This is a genomic window from Microbacterium mangrovi (assembly GCF_000802305.1).
Lineage (GTDB): Bacteria > Actinomycetota > Actinomycetes > Actinomycetales > Microbacteriaceae > Microbacterium > Microbacterium mangrovi.
Genome location: NZ_JTDK01000002.1, coordinates 205,946 through 223,800, shown reverse-complemented (window position 1 = coordinate 223,800; position 17,855 = coordinate 205,946). Strand labels below are relative to the sequence as shown.

Annotated in this window: 18 protein-coding genes; 10 read left to right on the top strand and 8 right to left on the bottom strand. The window is 73.1% G+C overall.

The window, feature by feature from the left end:
- Window positions 1-23: 23 nt before the first annotated feature.
- Complete coding sequence (locus LK09_RS02735) at window positions 24-278, bottom strand: hypothetical protein (RefSeq protein WP_039395511.1); 255 nt, start codon at window positions 276-278, stop codon at window positions 24-26.
- An 80-nt stretch (window positions 279-358) separates the two neighbouring features.
- Between LK09_RS02735 and LK09_RS02730 the strand changes: the two genes are divergently transcribed.
- Complete coding sequence (locus tag LK09_RS02730; protein ID WP_039395508.1) at window positions 359-955, top strand: 2-phosphosulfolactate phosphatase; 597 nt, start codon at window positions 359-361, stop codon at window positions 953-955.
- 15 nt (window positions 956-970) lie between these two features.
- Here the strand turns inward: LK09_RS02730 and LK09_RS02725 are convergent, their stop codons facing one another.
- Window positions 971-1,459 carry a SprT-like domain-containing protein gene (locus LK09_RS02725; protein ID WP_039395505.1) on the bottom strand — a complete coding sequence of 163 codons (489 nt, stop codon included), beginning with the start codon at window positions 1,457-1,459 and terminating at the stop codon, window positions 971-973.
- A 36-nt stretch (window positions 1,460-1,495) separates the two neighbouring features.
- Complete coding sequence (locus LK09_RS02720; RefSeq protein WP_039395502.1) at window positions 1,496-2,023, bottom strand: tetratricopeptide repeat protein; 528 nt, start codon at window positions 2,021-2,023, stop codon at window positions 1,496-1,498.
- Window positions 2,024-2,154: 131 nt separating this feature from the next.
- On the opposite strand from LK09_RS02720, the gene LK09_RS02715 reads away from it, so the two are divergent.
- The 5 genes from LK09_RS02715 to LK09_RS02695 are packed head-to-tail and all read left to right on the top strand — an operon-like array spanning window position 2,155 to window position 8,566.
- Window positions 2,155-2,979 carry a hypothetical protein gene (locus LK09_RS02715; protein ID WP_039395499.1) on the top strand — a complete coding sequence of 275 codons (825 nt, stop codon included), beginning with the start codon at window positions 2,155-2,157 and terminating at the stop codon, window positions 2,977-2,979.
- 30 nt (window positions 2,980-3,009) lie between these two features.
- Window positions 3,010-3,819 carry a hypothetical protein gene (locus tag LK09_RS02710; protein WP_039395496.1) on the top strand — a complete coding sequence of 270 codons (810 nt, stop codon included), beginning with the start codon at window positions 3,010-3,012 and terminating at the stop codon, window positions 3,817-3,819.
- A gap of 38 nt (window positions 3,820-3,857) precedes the next feature.
- Window positions 3,858-7,118 carry an ATP-binding protein gene (locus LK09_RS02705; RefSeq protein ID WP_039395492.1) on the top strand — a complete coding sequence of 1,087 codons (3,261 nt, stop codon included), beginning with the start codon at window positions 3,858-3,860 and terminating at the stop codon, window positions 7,116-7,118.
- Window positions 7,119-7,166: 48 nt separating this feature from the next.
- Window positions 7,167-7,769, top strand: coding sequence for a DedA family protein (locus tag LK09_RS02700; RefSeq protein WP_039395489.1), 603 nt, complete (start codon window positions 7,167-7,169; stop codon window positions 7,767-7,769).
- Window positions 7,766-8,566 (top strand): phosphatase PAP2 family protein, encoded by an 801-nt coding sequence (locus LK09_RS02695; RefSeq protein ID WP_052226335.1) that lies wholly within the window; start codon window positions 7,766-7,768, stop codon window positions 8,564-8,566. Before LK09_RS02700 ends, LK09_RS02695 begins: the two co-directional genes overlap by 4 nt.
- Window positions 8,567-8,669: 103 nt before the next feature.
- Here the strand turns inward: LK09_RS02695 and LK09_RS02690 are convergent, their stop codons facing one another.
- Together LK09_RS02690 and LK09_RS02685 are read right to left on the bottom strand one after the other, a co-directional pair.
- On the bottom strand, window positions 8,670-9,500 hold the full coding sequence (locus tag LK09_RS02690) for an ABC transporter permease (RefSeq protein WP_039395486.1): 831 nt from the start codon (window positions 9,498-9,500) through the stop codon (window positions 8,670-8,672).
- Window positions 9,497-10,504: an ATP-binding cassette domain-containing protein gene (locus LK09_RS02685; RefSeq protein WP_197060953.1), complete on the bottom strand. Its 1,008-nt coding sequence runs from the start codon at window positions 10,502-10,504 to the stop codon at window positions 9,497-9,499. The genes LK09_RS02690 and LK09_RS02685 overlap by 4 nt, the downstream gene beginning before the upstream one ends.
- A gap of 127 nt (window positions 10,505-10,631) precedes the next feature.
- Between LK09_RS02685 and LK09_RS22095 the strand changes: the two genes are divergently transcribed.
- Both LK09_RS22095 and LK09_RS02680 read left to right on the top strand, forming a co-directional pair.
- Window positions 10,632-10,757 carry a hypothetical protein gene (locus LK09_RS22095; protein WP_269430915.1) on the top strand — a complete coding sequence of 42 codons (126 nt, stop codon included), beginning with the start codon at window positions 10,632-10,634 and terminating at the stop codon, window positions 10,755-10,757.
- Window positions 10,754-11,176: a hypothetical protein gene (locus LK09_RS02680; RefSeq protein WP_039395484.1), complete on the top strand. Its 423-nt coding sequence runs from the start codon at window positions 10,754-10,756 to the stop codon at window positions 11,174-11,176. Before LK09_RS22095 ends, LK09_RS02680 begins: the two co-directional genes overlap by 4 nt.
- A 15-nt stretch (window positions 11,177-11,191) precedes the next feature.
- On the opposite strand, the gene LK09_RS02675 is transcribed toward LK09_RS02680, so the two are convergent.
- The 3 genes from LK09_RS02675 to LK09_RS02665 form a co-directional block, all read right to left on the bottom strand.
- Entirely contained in the window at window positions 11,192-13,636 is a 2,445-nt protein-coding gene (locus tag LK09_RS02675) for an HAD-IC family P-type ATPase (protein ID WP_052226334.1), read from the bottom strand.
- Between the two features lie 63 nt (window positions 13,637-13,699).
- Window positions 13,700-14,560 carry a spermidine synthase gene (locus LK09_RS02670; protein ID WP_039395481.1) on the bottom strand — a complete coding sequence of 287 codons (861 nt, stop codon included), beginning with the start codon at window positions 14,558-14,560 and terminating at the stop codon, window positions 13,700-13,702.
- Window positions 14,561-14,569: 9 nt separating this feature from the next.
- Window positions 14,570-15,424 (bottom strand): CPBP family intramembrane glutamic endopeptidase, encoded by an 855-nt coding sequence (locus tag LK09_RS02665; RefSeq protein ID WP_039395478.1) that lies wholly within the window; start codon window positions 15,422-15,424, stop codon window positions 14,570-14,572.
- A gap of 108 nt (window positions 15,425-15,532) precedes the next feature.
- On the opposite strand from LK09_RS02665, the gene pxpA reads away from it, so the two are divergent.
- Window positions 15,533-16,300, top strand: coding sequence for a 5-oxoprolinase subunit PxpA (gene pxpA / locus LK09_RS02660; protein ID WP_039395475.1), 768 nt, complete (start codon window positions 15,533-15,535; stop codon window positions 16,298-16,300).
- A 3-nt stretch (window positions 16,301-16,303) separates the two neighbouring features.
- Window positions 16,304-17,845, top strand: coding sequence for a 5-oxoprolinase subunit B/C family protein (locus tag LK09_RS02655; RefSeq protein WP_197060952.1), 1,542 nt, complete (start codon window positions 16,304-16,306; stop codon window positions 17,843-17,845).
- The last annotated feature ends 10 nt before the right edge of the window (window positions 17,846-17,855 follow it).

Sequence of the window (17,855 nt, the reverse complement as noted above, 5' to 3'; positions counted from 1 at the left end):
CGTGCCTGCGGGGCTGGACGCGGCTAGATGCTGACCACGCGCGGGGTCGCCGGCTCTGCCCCGCCCGATCGCCCGAGGGAACGCTCGGTGACGATGGTCGCCGACGCACGGCGCAGCGGCTCCATGGCCCGGATCACGCCGGCGGCCTCGGTCATGACGACGGCGAGGTCGTCATCGCTCATCCGGGACATCACGGCCTGCGCCGTCGCCGCGGATGTGTCGCCCAGCAGCGAGTGCAGCGCTGCCAGATGCTGCTCGATCGAGGAGAAGGTGTCCATGCCGGAACCTTCGCACGAACCTCCGACATCCGCCCCCACCCGGCGACACGCCGACGATCCGACGCTCGTAGGCTGGAGGGATGCCGTCGCCGTTGGATCAGTCCCGCTACCAGGTGCGTCTCGAGCAGGGTGCCGAGGGCCTTCGCCGCCTCGCCCGCGCCGACGTCGTCGTGGTCGTCGACCTGCTGGACGCATCCCTGCGCAGCATCGATGCCGCGGCGGCCGGTGACGTGCTGAAGGTCGCCGAACTCCCGGACGACGTGCGCGCCACGATCGCCGCGGCACACGGTTCGCTCGTCCTCGTCGCGGGCCTTCGCAACGCATCCGCGGTGGCCGACGCGGTGCTCGCCGAGCAGGAGCGCCGGGGGGAACGCACCGGGATCGCCGTCGTGGCATCCACCCCGGGCGGGCGCGTCGCCGTGGAGAACCAGCTCGCGGCGGGCGCCGTCGTCGACGCCCTCGCGGCGCGCGGACTCGATCACAGCTCACCGGAGGCCGCCGTCGCCTGCGAGGGATTCCGCGCGCTGCGCGGCGCGGTGCGACACATGGTCACGGCGGGCGGGACCGGCCAGTCGCTGCTGGATGCCGGACAACGCGCCGTCGTGCTCGCGCAGGCGCAGCTCGACAGCACCGAGGTGGTGCCCGTCGTGCGCGACGCGCGCGTCGAGCGCCTCTGACCGGCGCCGCACGGCTCAGCGCGGGGTCATCGCCTCGCGCCGCACCGCCGCGCTGATCTCGCGTCTCGTCCACAGGAACGCGTGCCGCGGATCGAACCGGGCCGCGCACTTGGCGCACGAGAGCACCCGAGTGGGGCGCCGGTGCCGGTACACCGTGTGCCCCGCCGGACACACGCCCACCCAGGGCGCGAGCTCGACCGCCGTCTCGCCCTGGTGGGTGACGCCGCCGCGGTAGCCGAGGCCCGACGCGATGCGTCTCCAGCGCGGGCCGTGACGGGCATCCGACCCCGCCAGCGCGTGCGCGATCTCGTGCAGCAGGGTCTGCCGGTTGGTCTCGTCGTCGTATCGCGCCGCGAGGTACTTGGAGACCGTGATGCGCCGCTGCGTGTAGTTGCAGGCGCCGGCACGACGCTTGGCGTTGTCGAAGCCGAACGACCATGAGTCGTCGAGGTGGGCCGTGATCAGCGCGTCGGCCCAGGTGCGCACATCCTGCAAGTCAGACATGGGGTGACTTTAGAACGAACCTACGACATCGGGGTGTCAGGCCGACACCGCGACGTCCGCGCGGCGGCGCTCGGCCGCGTCCACTGCCTGGAGCGTCGTCTGCAGGGCCTCTTCGGGTGCGCCCGCCTGCTGGCGCAGGAACAGTGCGCGCTTGAAATCGGCCCGGGCCTCCTCGAACTGCCCGAGGTCGTAGTAGACCTTGCCGCGATGCTGCAGCGCGAACGCGGCCACGTTGGGCCAGTTCTGGCCCTCCGCCTCGTCGGCGCACGTGTCGAGCTCGGCGATCGCGGCGGTATGGGAGCCGCGCGCTTGCAGCACCGTCGCGTGCAGCACGCGCGACCGGAGGAGATCCTTGCGGGTGCCGGCCATCCGCGACTGGCGGACCGCCAGTTCGGCGTACGAGAGCGACGCGTCGAGGTCGCCGAGCACCTTGAGCAGCCACACCCGCTCCAGCAGCGCGGGGAGGCTGCGCTGCTCGCCGAGCGCCTCGAGGCGCTCGCGGCATTCACGCTGATCGACGATCTCCCGCAGCGTTTCGGGGTCGTATCCGCGGATCGTGCTCACGAGTCCTCCCTCTGTCCGGCGTGCTGTGTACCCAGTGTGACCGACCCGTCTGTGAGGGATGCCGGGGCACGCCGTTTTGCAGCGGATGCACCGTGGAACCTCTTGCCCTCCCCGGCGGGTAGCATGCGGAAATGGACGACGCGTCGCGTGCCGAGCTGGAGAGCCTGCGGGCGCGCGCGTATGGTCCGGATGCCGACATCGACGCGGATCCGGCGGCGCTGGCGCGACTCCGCGATCTCGAGGAGGCCGCCCGCGCCGGCACCCCGGCGACCGAGGCGGTCCCGGCCACCGAGCCCGTCCCGTCGGCCGGGCCGGCCGGTGGACCCGGTGCTCCCCGCGATCCGTTCGCCCCGGTGCCGCCCGTGCCGCCTCGCCCCGCGCCCGAGCCGGACACCGCGGATCCTCCGCCCGCCGATCGGGACGATCCGAGCGCCCCGTCCGCCGCACCGCATGGGCGTCGGCGACTCGTCCGCGTGCTGTGGCCCGTCTCGCTCGTGGTCGCTGTGATGCTCACGGCGGCCGTCACCGTCGCGCTCATGACCGGCTTCTTCACACGCGGCCTCACCGCGTCGCAGCGCGAGGTCGCGGTGCTCCAGCTGGCCGACAGGCCGGGGCAGGTGCTGTTCGAGGACACCACGGGGGATGCCCGCAGCGCGTTGTTCGACGGCCTCACCGTCGTGCGGTCGTCGGGCGTGCTCGGCAGCAACGGCGGGGAGTGCCTCGTCGTCTACCAGACCCCGGCGAACGGCGAGGACACGTCGACGCTCGGCGGCCCGATCTTCTTCGGGTGCGCCGCGGGCGGGCTGCCGGCCCTCGTGCAGGTCGGCGTCGACCGGAATTCGCCCCCGCAGCTGCGGGCGGCGTTTCCGGCGGGCACCGGGTTGAAGTTCCAGCTCGACGGCGATCAGGTGCGGGTCATCGCCGACGACTCCGGTGTCCGGCACTCGGCATCCTGACCCGCGTCGCGACGTCGGTACGATGCCGGGATGGACGACGTGACGCGCACGGAGCTGGCCGGCCTGCAGGCGCGCGCCTACGGTCCCGACGCCGACATCCGCTCCGATCCGGCCGCGCTGGCGCGCCTGCGCGAGCTCGAGGATGCCGCCCGTCGCCCGGCTCCGGATGCGGCGTCCGAACCGGTCGCCCCCCCCGGGCGCACGGCGCCGCCCGCCCGCGACCCGTTCGCGCCGGTGCCGCCCCGACCCGTCCCGCCCCGGCCGGCCCCACCGCTGCCGGACCCCGCCGCAGAGGGCGCATCCGTGCCGGCCGACGACGCCGCGGTGGATGCCGCGCCGCTCGCATCCGGTTCGCGGCGGCGCCTGGTCCGCGTGCTCTGGCCGGCGTCCGTCGTGGCGGCCGTCGTGGCCACCGCGGGCGTCGCGGCCGGCATCCACTCCCTGACGTCCTCACAGTACGAGGTCGAAAGACTCGCTCTCTCACCGGGAACACCGGGACAGGCACTGTTCGGAACCACCCAGGGCGTTCCCGACAGCGCGACCTTCCACGGACTCACCGTCGTGCGCACCGTCGGCGGGCTCGGCGGCGCCGGCGACGACTGTCTCACCGTCTATCAGACGCCGCCGGACGGCGGGGACCCGGCGTCGATCGAAGGTCCGGTCTCGTCCGGCTGCACGGCGGGGGCGCTGCCGGCGATCGCGCAGGTGGGGGTGGATGCCGGGTCGCCGCGGGACCTGCAGGATGCCTTTCCCGCCGGCACCGGGCTGCGATTCGAACTCGACGGCGACCGCGTGCGCGTCATCGCCGACGATTCCGGAGTCGGACAGCCGGCATCCTGACCCGCGTCGGAGTCGGACGCCCCGGATAGGCTCGGCTCGTGGCATCCCCCGCGCCGTCTGCGCCCACCGTCCGCCTGCTCGGGCCGGTCGTGCTGCACGTCGACGGCGCCGAGGTCAGCCTGCCGGGGGCGACGTCGCGCGCCCTGGTGGCCGCCCTGACGCTCGCGGCGCCGTCGCCGCGCAGCGTGGACGCGCTCGCCGACGACGTCTGGGGCGACGACCGCCCGCAGAACCCGCGCGGCGCCCTGCAGACCCTCGTGTCGCGCGTGCGCGCCGCCGCCGGCCCTGAGCTCATCCGCAGCGATGCCGCCGGCTACGCGTTCACGGCGTCGTCCGACCTGGCCCGCGCCGGAGAGCTGCGGGATGCCGCCCTCCGTCTTCCCGGCGCCGATCCGGCCAGGCTCGCCCTCGTCGACGAGGCGCTGGCGCTGTGGCACGGCGACGCCGGCGCCGATCTCGACGACGTGCCCGTCGCCGCCGCCCTCGTCGACGAGGCGACCGCCCTGCGCCGCACCCTCGAGGTGATTCGCGCCGAGACGCTCACCGCCGTGGGGCGTGCCGCCGAGGCCGCCGTCGACCTGGCATCCCTCGCCGCCGCGCATCCGTACGACGAACGGCTGCACGCCGCGTGGATGACGGCGCTCGCCGCCGACGGGCAGACCACCGAGGCGCTGGCCGTGTTCGCCGCGCTCCGCGCGCGCCTGCGCGACGACCTGGGCGCATCGCCGGGGCCCGAGGCGGCCGACCTCAACGCCCGGCTGCTGCGCGGCGAGGTGACCGCGCGCCCCGCCCGCGTGCGGATCGGGCTGCGCGCCGCCCCCAACGAGCTCATCGGCCGCGCCGCCGACCTCGCGGCGGTCGACGCGCTGCTGGCGCGCTCGCGCCTGGTCACCGTGCTGGGCGTGGGCGGCCTCGGCAAGACGCGGCTCGCGCAGGCCGTCGCCGCCGGGTCGTCCGCGTCGGCGGTCATCGTCGTGCCGCTGGCCGGCGTCCGCAACGACGACGACGTCCCGATCGCGATCGCCGACGCGCTCGGCGTGACCGAGACCTCCCGCGGAGCCCGCCTCAGCGATACGGCGCCGCGGCCCGACCTGCGCGCGCGCACGGTCGCCCAGCTCGCCGACCGGGCGACGCTGCTCGTGCTCGACAACTGCGAGCAGGTCATCGACGGCGTGGCGTCGTGGACGGCCGACGTGCTGGCCTCGGTGCCCGGGCTCCGTGTGCTCGCCACCAGCCGGACGCCCCTCGCGATCGCGGGTGAGGCCGTGTACCCGCTCGCGCCGCTGGCGGCTGAGCCGCGCGACGACGACACCCCGCCGGATGCCGCCGGCATCCCGCTCGACGGCGCCGATGCGCCGGTGGGCGATGCCGTGCGCCTGTTCGTCGAGCGGGCGCGCGCCGCGCGGCCGGATGCCCGGCTGTCCCTCGACGTGGTGCGGCGCTTGTGCGACCGGCTCGACGGCATCCCGCTCGCGATCGAGCTCGCCGCGGCCCGCGTGCGCACGATGACCCCGGAGCAGATCGAGGCGCGCCTGGAGAACCGGTTCGCGCTCCTCACCGGCGGCGACCGATCGGCGCCGGTGCGGCATCGCACCCTCGAGGCGGTCATCGAGTGGAGCTGGGACCTCCTCGACCCGGAGGCGCGCCGGGCACTCGCCGCTCTCTCCCCGCTCCCGGCCGGATTCTCCGCGGCGACCGCCGCGGGGGTGCTGCGCGAGCCCTTCGCCGACGACGTGCTGGACCGCCTCGTCTCGCAGTCGCTGCTGATCGTCGCCGACGACCCGCAGACCGGCGACGTGCGCTTCCGGATGCTGGAGACCGTGCGCGAGTTCGGGCTCGCACGCCTGTCGGCATCCGGACCCGGCGCCCTCGCCGAGGCGTGGGCGGCGGTCGTGGCGTGGGCCGTGGGGTTCGCGGCATCCCGCGTCGACGATGCCTTCGCGCCCGAGGTCTTCCGGCAGATCCGCGCCGAGCAGGACAACCTCGTCGTGGTGCTGCGCCGGGCGCTGGCGGACGGCGACGACCCCACCGCGACCGTGCTGTTCGCGGTGCTCTGCCAGACCTGGGTGGCCCGCGGCAGCCTCGCGGAGCTGCAGGCGCTGGGGGAGCAGTCGGTCGAGGCGGCGGTGCGCGTCGACGAGCGCCGCGTGCCGGTGACGCCGCTGGTGTCGGTGCTGATCATGGCCGCGGTCGTCGGCGCGTTCACCGGAGACCGGCGCACGGCGCGCCTCGTCGCGCGGGTGCGGGTGCTGCGCCGCCGGCATCCCGATCTTCCGCCGCTGCTGACCGCGATCGCCGATCTGCTGCCCGTCCTGGGCCGGCTCGAGCGGATCCCGGCCGCGCTGGAGGCCCTGCGCACCGACCCCGATCCGCGACGCGCGGTCGTGGGGGAGGCGATCCTCAGCCAGTACGCCGAGAACGAGGGCGATCCGATCGCCGGCGCGGCCGCCGCCCGGCGCGGGTGGGAACTCGCCCAAAAGCACGACATGGTCTGGCTCGGAACCATGCTGGCGACCTCGGCCGCGCAGCTGGCCAGCCAGTCCGCGCACCCGCGGGAGGCCTTGCAGTGGCTGGAACGGGCCGGCGCCGGCGCCGCGGTGTTCGGTGCGGACGACATCGCCCGCCAAGAGACCTGGATGCGCGCCGGCAACCTGCTCGGAGTCGGACGCGTCGACGAGGCACGGGCGCTCTTCGCGGAACTGGCGGGGATGCGCGAGCTCACCGACGACGGCCTCGAGATGGCCTCGATCGGCTGGTTCGGCCTGGCCGAGGCCGACCGCGTCGAGGGCGACACCGCGACATCCGTCGCGCACTACGAACGCGCGATGTCGTGGTTCGGCACCGGCGCGCAGCGCGGGTCGCCGTGGTACCTCATGGCGATGGCGGGCTTCGTGTCGGCCGCCGTCTTCGACCGCTCGCTGCCGCCCGAGCGAACGGCCCGGTGGGCGACGCGCCTGCGCACCCGGGCGCTCGCCACGCGGCGGGTGCGACCCGCGTACGTCGACCGGCCGGTGCTCGGAACGGTGCTGTGCGGCTGGTCGGCTTGGGCGCTGGAGTCGTCGGATGCCGCGCTGCGCCGGCGCGGCGTCGAGGCCCTCGCCCTGGCCCAGGTGCTCGGCGGACGACAGGATCTGCCGAGCCTCCACCACGACGTCCACGTGCGTCACGCGCTCCTCCGGGCGGGGAGGGATGCCGTCGCGGCCGCGCAGCAGAAGGCATCCGGCCTGTCCGCCGACGAGCGCGTCGAGCGCGCGGTCGCGGTGCTGACCGAGCGCGAGGAGCCTGCGGATTCGCCCTGAGCCGGCCATCTCGGAGAGTTCTTAGACGCGGCGTCGCAGGATTGCCGGATGAACATCATCACGTCTCTCGCCGTTCTCGGCCCGGTCGCGCTGGTGCTCATCGCCGCAATCGTCGTCGTGGAGAACGGACTCCTGTTCCCGTTCCTGCCCGGCGACAGCCTCGTCTTCGCCGCTGCGCTGCTGGCGCCGATGCTGCATCTGCCGTGGTGGGTCATCGTCGTCGTCGCCGCGGTCGCCGCATTCGCCGGCGCCGAGCTCGGGTTCTGGATCGGCCGCCGGTACGGGCGTCGCCTGTTCCGCGAGGATGCCCGGGTGTTCAAGCTGCGCTACCTGGAGGAGACCGAGGTCTTCTTCGAGCGCTGGGGCCGCTTCGCGATCGTCCTGGCCCGGTTCGTTCCGATCGTGCGCACCTTCGTGCCGCCGGCGGCGGGCATCTCGCACATGCCGCACGGCCGCTTCACCCTCTGGAACGGGATCAGCGCCGTGCTGTGGGCGGGCGTCCTCGGCATCGCCGGAGCGCTCCTCGGACAGATCCCGTGGGTCGCGGCGAACATCGACTGGATCATGGTCGGCATCGTCGTCGTCACCGTGCTGCCGGTCGGCATCACCGCCCTCAAACGTCACCGTGAAGTCCAGGAGTCCCGTCGATGAGCAATCCCCCCGTGCAGGAAGAGGCCGCCGACGCCGCGCGACGCAGCTCCTTCCAGCAGCCCGCGTCCCCTGAGCGGGCCCCGGTCGCCACCCGGTCCGGCGCCCGCGCGGCGCGGCCGGTGAACGGCATCCTGCGTCCGTCCCGGCATCCCGGGTTCGTGGTGGTCATCGCGGTGCTCGGAGCCCTGCTGGTCACCGCGGTCGGGTTCGCGCTGCGCGCCCACGCGATCGACCTCGCCCTCGCGCAGGGGCTGAACTCGCTGCACACCGGCACGCTCGGCCTCGTGACGACCCTCGTCTATCAGGGCCTGGAACCGACCGCGTCGATCGCGATCACCATCCTCGCCACGGGCGTGATCTGGGCGTCCACGCGTCAGCTGCCGGTCGCCGCCGCGTTCGCCGGGACCGTCGCGCTCACCTGGATCCCGTCCGACATCGTCAAGCTCCTCGTGCACCGGCCGCGTCCGGAGGCGGGGCTGCTGTCGCACCCGTTCGTCCCCGCGCAGATCGACGCGTCGTTCCCGAGCGGGCACACCGTGTTCGTCACGGCGTTCGTGATCGCCCTGCTTTTCGTGCTGCGCGGCACGCGGTGGATGCCGGTGGGCGTCGTCGTCGGCACCCTCCTGGTGGTCGGGGTCGCGACGTCGGTCGCGATCGACGGCGTGCACTATCCGACCGACACGATCGCGTCCGTGTTCTGGTCGGTGACCGTGCTGCCGGGCGCCCGCGTCGTGTGGGTGGACTGGCTGATGCCCCGGATCCCCGGAATCCGTCCCCGATCGGCCCGAGCGGCCTAGGGGGCCACGGTCGCGGGCAGCACCCGATTCAGCCCCGACCGCTCGGAGAGGCGGCATCCGGATCCCCCATCCGGATGCCGCCTCTTCTTTGTGCCCGGCGGGGTCACACCTTGCGCATGTAGGCGCGGACCGTGAGCGGGGCGAAGACCGCCACGATGACGGCCGCACCGAGCAGCGAGATCCACAGGTCGGTGCCGACGGTCCCGTTGTTCACCAGGTCGCGCACGGCGGTGACCAGGTGCGAGATGGGGTTGATGTTCACGAACCAGGCCAGCCCGGACGGCATCGTGTCGGGGTTCACGAACGCGTTCGAGAGGAACGTGAGCGGGAACAGCACGAGCATCGAGATGCCCTGCACGCTGGATGCCGTGCGGGCGATGACGCCGAAGAACGCGAAGATCCAGCTGATGGCCCAGGACGAGACGATCACGAGGAGCGCCGCGAGCAGCACGTTGCCGAAGCCGCCGGCCGGGTGGTAGCCCATCAGGAAGCCGACGACGAAGGTCATGGTCGTCGCGATCGCGTAGCGCACGGTGTCGGCCAGCAGGGCGCCCGACAGTGGCGCGATGCGGGCGATCGGCAGCGACCGGAAGCGGTCGAACACGCCCTTGTCCATGTCTTCGCGCAGCTGAACGCCGGTGACCACGGAGGTGGTGATCACGGTCTGCACGAGGATGCCGGGGATCAGGGTCGGCAGGTAGTCCTGCACGTTCCCGGCGATGGCGCCGCCGAAGATGTACGCGAACATCAGCGTGAAGACGATCGGCTGCACCGTGACGTCGATCAGCTGCTCGGGCGTGCGCCGGATCTTGACGAGCCCGCGGTAGGCCATCGTGAACGTGTTTCGCACGGTCTCGCCGATGCTGGTGCGGTTTCGGAGGTCGCGTTGCGCGGCCGGGACGATCCGGGTCGGCGCGGGAGCGAGGGAGGTCATGCGGACACCTCTTCCTTCTGGTCGGGGGCGGTCTCGGGGGCGTCGGACTGGTCGGCGGCGTCATGGCCGGTGATGGTGAGGAACACCTCGTCGAGGGTGGGCTTCTGCACGCTCATCTCGGACAGGCGGATCCCGGCCTCGCGCAGCGTCATGAGCAGGTCGGTGACCCGGTCGGCATCCGCCATGGGCGCGGTGATCCGAGACGCCTCCGGCGACAGCGTGGCCCGCACGCCCAGCACGCGCTCGACGGCGACGACGGCATCCTGCGTGTCCGCGGCGTCCGCGACGCGCAGCTGCAGGCTGGACGTGCCGACCGATGCCTTGAGCTCGTCGGACGTGCCCTCGGCGACGACGCGCCCGCGGTCGATGACCGCGATGCGATCGGCGAGCTGGTCGGCCTCGTCGAGGTACTGCGTGGTGAGGACGACGGTGGAGCCGGATGCCACGAGTTCGCGGATCGTGTCCCACATCTGGCCGCGGGTGCGCGGGTCCAGGCCCGTGGTCGGCTCGTCGAGGAAGATGAGGGGCGGCTGCGCGATGAGGGATGCCGCCAGGTCGAGGCGCCGGCGCATGCCGCCGGAGAAGTTCTTGAGCGGGCGGCGGGCGGCCTCGGTCAGGCCGAACCGCTCCAGCAGCTCCGCCGACTTGGCGCGCGCCGCCTGGCGTCCGAGACCGAGCAGACGGCTGAAGATGACGAGGTTCTCGGTCGCAGACAGCGTCTCGTCGACCGAGGCGAACTGCCCGGTCACGCCGATCAGCTGTCGCACGACCTGGGGTTCGCGCACCACGTCGTGGCCGAAGATGCGGCCGGTGCCGCCGTCCGGGCGCAGGAGCGTGGCGAGCATGTTGATGGTGGTGGTCTTGCCAGCGCCGTTCGGGCCGAGCACACCGTAGACGGTGCCGGTCGCAACCCGCAGGTCGACTCCGTCGACGGCGCGGTTCTGCCCGAACACCTTCACCAGTGCATCGGCCTCGACGGCCCAGTCGGTGTTGTTCGTGATCATGCAGGCAAGCCTCTGCGTCGCCGCTGTCACGCCGGTCTCGTCGCGCTGTCACGCTCTGTCGTCGCGCTGTCACGCCTGTCTCACCGCGGACGGCCGGCGTCCGCCATCATGGTCCTGGAGGTGGGGCATGGCCGGCAAGAGACCATTCGGGGTGACGCTCGTCGCGGTGATCGCCTGGATCTCGGGGGTGCTGCAGATCATCGGCATGGTGCTGCTGTTCAGTCCCAAGGCGAACGCGTACTTCGGGCGGTGAGCGACCTCCCGGAGACGATGCCGCCGCGGCCGCCGCTGGTGACCGCCGCCGTGGTGCTCGTCTACGTCGGAGCGATGCTCGCGGTCGTGTTCGGCGTACTGGCGGTGCTCAGCCGCTACGACACCGCCGACCCGGGCAGGCGAACGGCGATCACGTTCACCGGCATCGGGATCGTCCTGTTCGGGCTGCTCGGGTTGTCGGTGGCTTCCGGCATGTCGCGCGGCAGCCGGCTCTCGCAGCGGCTGGTGTCGCTGTTCGCGGTGCTGCAGATCGGCGCCTACGCGGTGACCCTCTTCACCGCGGGGCGCCTCAGCGGCACCCAGTGGACCGGCATCGTCGTCGCGACCGCGGTGCTGATCGCCCTGTGGACACCGCGCAGCCGACGCTGGTTCCGGCGGTCGGTGCCGGCATCCGCCTGACGTCGGATCGGCGTCTCAGCGCCCGGAGCCGGCACGTCGCCCGTCGCGCGGGATGCCGAACGCCATGGCCCGCACGTACCGGCGGTGGACGAATCGCACCACCTCGATGAGGGCGATCGTCCCCGCGCATACGAGCGCCACCAGCGCCGCGGCATCCTTTCCCGGGTCGACGAACTGGAAGAACTCGACGAGCACGGGCACCGAGAAGATCGCGACGAGGCAGAGGAACATGGCCCCGATGACGATCGTCTTGAAGCGGGTGATCGGCCGCGACAGCACGGTGAGCACCCAGATTCCCACGATCGCGAGGATCAACGTCGCGCCGGTGCGCAGCTGCGCCACCGAGATGCCGAGTGCTCCGGCCTGAATCGTGTAGAACGTGAGTCCCGCGGTGATGACGAACCCGGCGGGGATCGCGAAGGTCAGCGACCGTCTGAGGAACCCGGGCACGTACCGGGGCGCATTGGGCAGCAGCGCGAGGAAGAACGCGGGGATGCCGATCGTCAGCCCGTCGGTGATCGCGAGCTGCCGCGGGAGGAACGGGAACTCCAGCACGAGAAGGCCGAACACGATCGACAGCGCGGCGGCGTAGACGGTCTTCGTGAGGAACAGCATCGAGACGAGCTCGACGTTCGCGATCACCTGGCGTCCTTCGAGCACCACGTCCGGGAGGTGCGAGAACCGGCCGTCGAGCAGGACGAGGCGGGCGACCGCTTTGGTGGCGGGTGCCGCCGTGTTCATGGCGATGCCGATGTCGGCGCTCTTGATCGCGAGTGCGTCGTTGACCCCGTCGCCGGTCATCGCGACCGTGTGGCCGCGGCTCTGCAGGGCCAGCACCATCCGCTTCTTCTGCTCCGGTGTCACGCGGCCGAACACGGTGTGCTGCTCGAGCACGTCGGCCAGCGCCGCCTCGTCGTCGGGCAGGTACCGCGCGTCGAAGCCCTCGCCGGCGTCGAGTCCGATCTCGCGGGCGATGGCCGCGACCGTGCGGGGGCTGTCACCCGAGATGATCCGGATGCCGACCCCGTGCTCGGTGAAGAACGACACCGTGCGGGCGGCATCCGGCCGCATCTGCTCGCGGAACGTGAGCACGACGAGCGGGGCGAGCGCGACGGGGAGACGCTCGTCCTCCGCGTCCGCGGCGGTGAGCGCCACGGGGGAGTGGGCGAGCACCAGCGTGCGGCGACCGCTCGCAGCCTGCACCGGGACGATCGCCCCGAGCGGGTCGGCCGGGTCGGCGGCGCGGTCGCCGAAGATCATCTCCGGTGCTCCGAGCACCCAGCTGCCCGGCAGCCCCGTCGTGAAGGTCGCGGCGCTCCACTTGCGCGCCGACGAGAACGGCACCGTGACGCTTGCCGCGGGCGCATCGATCTCGGGGAAGACGGATGCCAGCGCCCGGGCGGTCGCGGTGGCCCCCGGCTCGGCGCCGAACCAGGCCAGGGCGCGCTGCCATCCCGGGGCCGGGTCCGCGAGCGGGTGCACGGCGTCGAACGCGACGTCGCCGGCCGTGAGGGTTCCGGTCTTGTCGAGGCAGATGACGTCCACGCGGGCGAGGCCCTCCACCGCCGGCAGTTCGTTGACGAGCACCTGTTCGGTCGACAATTTGGCCGCACCCACCGCGAACGTGATCGAGGTCATGAGCACGAGGCCGAGCGGGATGATGGCGGTGACCGCGGCGATCGTGTTGACGGCGGCATCCGTCCACGCCCCCGACGCGATCGCGGCGGCCCACCCGCCTGCGACGAGCATCTGCGCGTTGAGCACGAGCAGACCGATCGGGACGATGCCCCAGCCCACCCACGCCAGCACGCGGTCAACCGACGTGCGCAGCTCGCTGGAGACGAGCGAGAACCGCTTCGCCTCGGCGGCGAACCGGTTCGCGTAGGCATCCGCGCCGACGCGCGTGATCCGCGCGAGGCCGGACCCGGCGACGACGAGCGACCCGGAAAGCACCGCGTCGCCGGGGCCCTTGTCGACGGCGTCCGCCTCGCCGGTGAGCATCGATTCGTCCACCTGCAGTCCGCGGCCGGCGACGATCGCGGCGTCGGCGGGCACCTGGTCGCCGGGCTGAAGTTCGAGGAGGTCGTCGAGCACCACGTTGCTCGGCGGGATCTGCCGGCTCTCGCCGTCCCGCCGCACGCGGGCGCGTGGGGCGTTGACGATCGCGAGCCGGTCGAGCGAGGCCTTGGCACGGAACTCCTGCCAGCAGCCGATGAAAGTGTTCGCCAGCGCACTGAGGCCGAAGAGGGCGTCCTGCCAGTGGCCGAGCGCGAGCAGCAGCAGGAAGCATCCCAGGACGATCCCGTTGAACAGGGTGAGCACGTTCGCGCGGACGATCGTCCATGCGCTGCGGCTGGAGTCGGCGCCCCTCGTGTTGGTCTGCTCGGCGATGACGCGCTGCGCCACGTCGGCGGACGACAGGCCGGTGGCCGGGTCGGATGCCGCGAGCGGGGACGCCATGGGGCTCACATTATCGAGGCGGAGGTCCGCTCGATGCCCCGGCCCTTGCGACGGGTGTCCGGGTCACTTCTCGAACAGGGAGTCCCTCGGTTTCGGGGAGGCCACGGCGTCGCCGTCCGTCACCGGGACCGCCCCGCGCACGAACTCGTCGATCTCGTGCCCCTGGGCGAGCTTCGCGGGATGCGGGCCGGCGGCCATGAGGCGCGGCAGCCAGGCGGTCGGCAGGGGAGCGGGGGATGCCGCGACCACGAGGTTGCCGAATCGCCGTCCCTTCAGCACCTGCACCTCGGCGAGCACGATCACCTCGGGCAGCACGGCGCGGATCGTGGCGACCTGGCGCCGCGCGAACGCGAGTCCCGCGCCGTCGGCGACGTTCACGAGCAGCACGCCGTCGGGCGCGAGCATCCGCGCCGCCTCGCGGTAGAACTCCACGCTGGTGAGGTGCGCGGGGGTCTGCGCCCCCGAGTAGACGTCGCTGACCAGCAGGTCCACGTTGCCGGTCATGGCCGGCGGGAGCTTGCCGAGCACGGCACGCGCGTCGCCGATGCGCACCCGGATGGCGGCGCCGCGCGGCAGCGGCAGCCGCTCGCGCACGAGGGCGATCAGGTCGGGCTCGATCTCCACGACCTGCTGGCGGGATCCGGGGCGGGTCGCCTCGACGTAGCGCGGGATCGTCATCGCTCCGGCGCCCAGGTGCACGGCGGTGAGCGGCTGGCCCGGCATCCGCAGCCGGTCGATCACCGCCCCCATCCGCGCGACGTATTCGAAGCTCAGGTGGGTGGGGTCGTCCGGGTCGACGTGCGACTGCGGCGTGCCGTCGACCTCGAGCTCGAACCCCGACGTGTACTTCGCGGGCACGACCCGGGCGAGCTGTCCGCCCGACAGCCGGACCGACGGGGATTCCGGTTCGTCACGTCTGCCCACCCCGCCACGCTACCGCGGCGTGGTCGCGGTGGTCTCCCGGTACGCGCGGCCGCGGATGAAGATCAGCAGCACGAAGCCGCCGACGATGAGCAGCTGCGTCGCCGGGGCGGCGAGGGCCACGAGCGTGCTGGGCGCGACGGCACCCACCTTGTCGACGCCGCCGGTGGCGAGGAACGTGGTGGGGTCGGTGAGCCCGTGCAGCAGCATCGCCCACACGAGGTTGCCCGTGACGCGCATCACGAGGTACATCAGGACGCCGAACGCGAAGGTGTAGACGATCGTGAATCCGACGGTGAGGACGCCCTGTCCGCTGAAGATGTTCGTGGAGTGCAGGGCGGCGAACAGCAGGGCCGAGATCGCCGCGACGACCCACTCGTTGTACCCGCCCTTGCGCATCAGGGTGACGACGAGGCCGCGGGTCAGGAGCTCCTCCGAGAACCCGACGAGCAGGCCGGTGGCGAACGTGAGCACGATGACCGCGGCCGAATAGCGCGCGTAGTCAGTACCGAACAGGCGCAGCAGGATCGGGATCGCGACGAGCACCACGGCGATCCACATCCACCAGCGGCCGCGCACGGGCTGCCGTGAGAAGAGGGGCCGGGGCAGCCACCCCAGCGACCATGCGAACAGGGCGAGCACGACGGAGCCGATCAGCACCGCCAGGGTGAACGTCGCGAACACGCTGCCCGGCGTCGAGAAGGGATCGGGTCGCATCAGGCCCCGGGTGAGCGGCAGGAACACGAACGGCAGCAGTTGATACACGCCGCCGTACACGACGACCACCAGAAGCGCCTTCCACCAGCCGCCCCGGTTCCAGAATCCGCGCCAGCCCGTCGTCTGCGCGACGGAAGTGCTCTCGACCATTTCGACCCCCCGGTTGTCCTCTTACGGTCGCGTGATCGGACGCTGTGAGCCCGTTCACAGGATCGAACCTAGCCAACTCGCCCGGCCGTCGGTGGCTACCGTGGAGTCATGCACGTCATCGACCTCAACGCCGACCTCGGCGAGACCGTCAGCACCCTGGCGGGCACGGCGCCGACGGCCGATGACGAGGCGATGTTCGCGGTGATCTCCAGCGCCAGCATCGCCTGCGGCGGTCACGCCGGGGACGCCGTGTCGATGGCGGATGCCGCGGCGCGGGCGGCCCGCACCGGCGTCGCCATCGGAGCGCACCCCTCCTACGTCGACCGGGAGAACTTCGGGCGCGTGCGGGTCGACGTCGACCCGCGAACTCTGCAGGGCCAGCTCGAGGAGCAGTTCGCCGCCCTGCGGTCGGCGGGTGCCGACATCCGGTACGTCAAACCGCACGGGGCGCTGTACCACTCCGCCGGCAGCGACCCGGAAACGGCCCGCGCCGTGACGTCGGCCGTCGCGGCGCTCGCCGCCGACCTCGCCCGTCCGGTGCCGATCCTCGGACTCGGCACCGAGATCGAGCGGGCGGCCGGGGATGCCGGCATCCCGTTCGTGCGGGAGGCCTTCCTCGATCGCGGGTATCTCGCCGACGGAACCCTCGTGCCGCGCGGGATGCCCGGAGACCTCGTGCACCACCCCGCCGAGGCCGCCGCACGCGCCGTCCACCTCGTCGAAACCGGCCGGCTGATCGCGGCCGACGGCACGCTCCTGCGCGTGGATGCCGGATCCCTGTGCCTGCACGGCGATTCTCCGGGCGCCGTCGAGACGGCGCACGCGGTGCGGCGGGCGCTGGATGCCGCCGGCATCGCGGTCCGCGCGCCCTGGTGACCCATGACCGGTGACCTGCCCGTGGTGATCCGCCCATTCGGCGAGCGCGCGCTGCTCGTCGAGACGGACGGACAGGCCGCGGTGCTCGCCCTCCACGCGGCGCTGGCGGCATCCCGCCCCGACGTCGTCACCGAACTGGTTCCGGCCGCGCGCACGGTGCTGGTGCGCTTCGCGGCGCCGGATGCCGCCACCGCGGTGCGCACCTGGATCGGGCACGCGGCATCCGACCCGGCGGCGGATGCGCCGCCCGAGGCGGAGCCGGTCGTGCTCGACACGGTCTACGACGGCGACGATCTCGAATCGACGGCCGCGATCCTCGGGATCTCCGCGGATGCGCTCGTCGCCGCGCACACCGCCGCCGCGTGGCGGGTCGCGTTCACCGGCTTCGCCCCCGGCTTCGGATACCTGGTGAGCGAGGACTGGCCGTACGACGTGCCCCGCCTGGATGCTCCCCGCACGCGCGTGCCCGCCGGCTCCGTGGGACTCGCCGGCGGGTTCTCCGGCGCGTACCCGCGCGAGACGCCCGGCGGCTGGCGGCTGATCGGCCGCACGGACGCGCCGCTCTTCGTTCCCGAGGCATCCTCACCCGCCCTGCTCGCCCCCGGCGCCCCCGTGCGCTTCCGCCCCGTCCGCGCCTCCGCTGCCCCCGCTGCCCCCGCCGCTGTCTCCGAAATCGGCGGCTTCGGGGTGCCCGGCATCCGCGTCGTCGCTCCGGGAGTGTTCGCGAGCATCCAGGATCTCGGACGACCGGGACTGGGCGCCCTGGGCGTCGCCCGCTCGGGGGCGCTCGACCGGGCCGCCCTGCGGCGCGGCAACCGGCTCGTCGGCAACGACGAGACCGCCGCCGGGATCGAGGCGGTGCTCGGCGGGTTCCGCGCGGTTGCGACGCGCGACACCTGGTTCGCGGTGACCGGTGCGCGCGGGCCGATCCTGCTGGACGGGCGGCCGGTGGATCAGGATGCCGCGACCCTGTGGCCGGCGGGGACCGAGCTGCACCTGGACTGGTACGCGGCCGGGGCCCGCGCGTATCTCAGCGTCCGCGGCGGACTCGCCGTGCCCGCCCAGGTCGGGTCGCGCAGCACCGACACCATGTCCGGGCTCGGTCCGGCATCCCTCCGGCCAGGCGACGCGCTGCCCCTGGGCGAGCCCGCACACCCCGTGCCGCCGAACGACCTCGCGCCGTGGGATGCCCCGCCGGACGAGCTCGAGGTGGCCCTCGCCCCCGGTCCGCGCGCCGACCGTTTCGCGGCATCCGCGCTTCCGGTGCTTTTCGAGAGCCGCTGGGTGGTGAGCGCGCAGGCAGACCGGGTCGGGGTGCGGCTGGAGGGCCCCGAGCTGGAGCGCACCCGCGCCGACGAACTGCCCAGCGAGGGGATGGTGCCCGGCGCTCTGCAGGTGCCGCCGTGGGGTCGGCCCACGATCCTGCTCGCCGACGGCCCGGTCACCGGCGGCTATCCGGTGATCGCGGTGATCCCGGATGCCGCCCTGGACGCGATCGGGCAGGCGCGGCCCGGCACCGGCATCCGCTTCCGGCACGCCCGCTGACCGCGCGGTC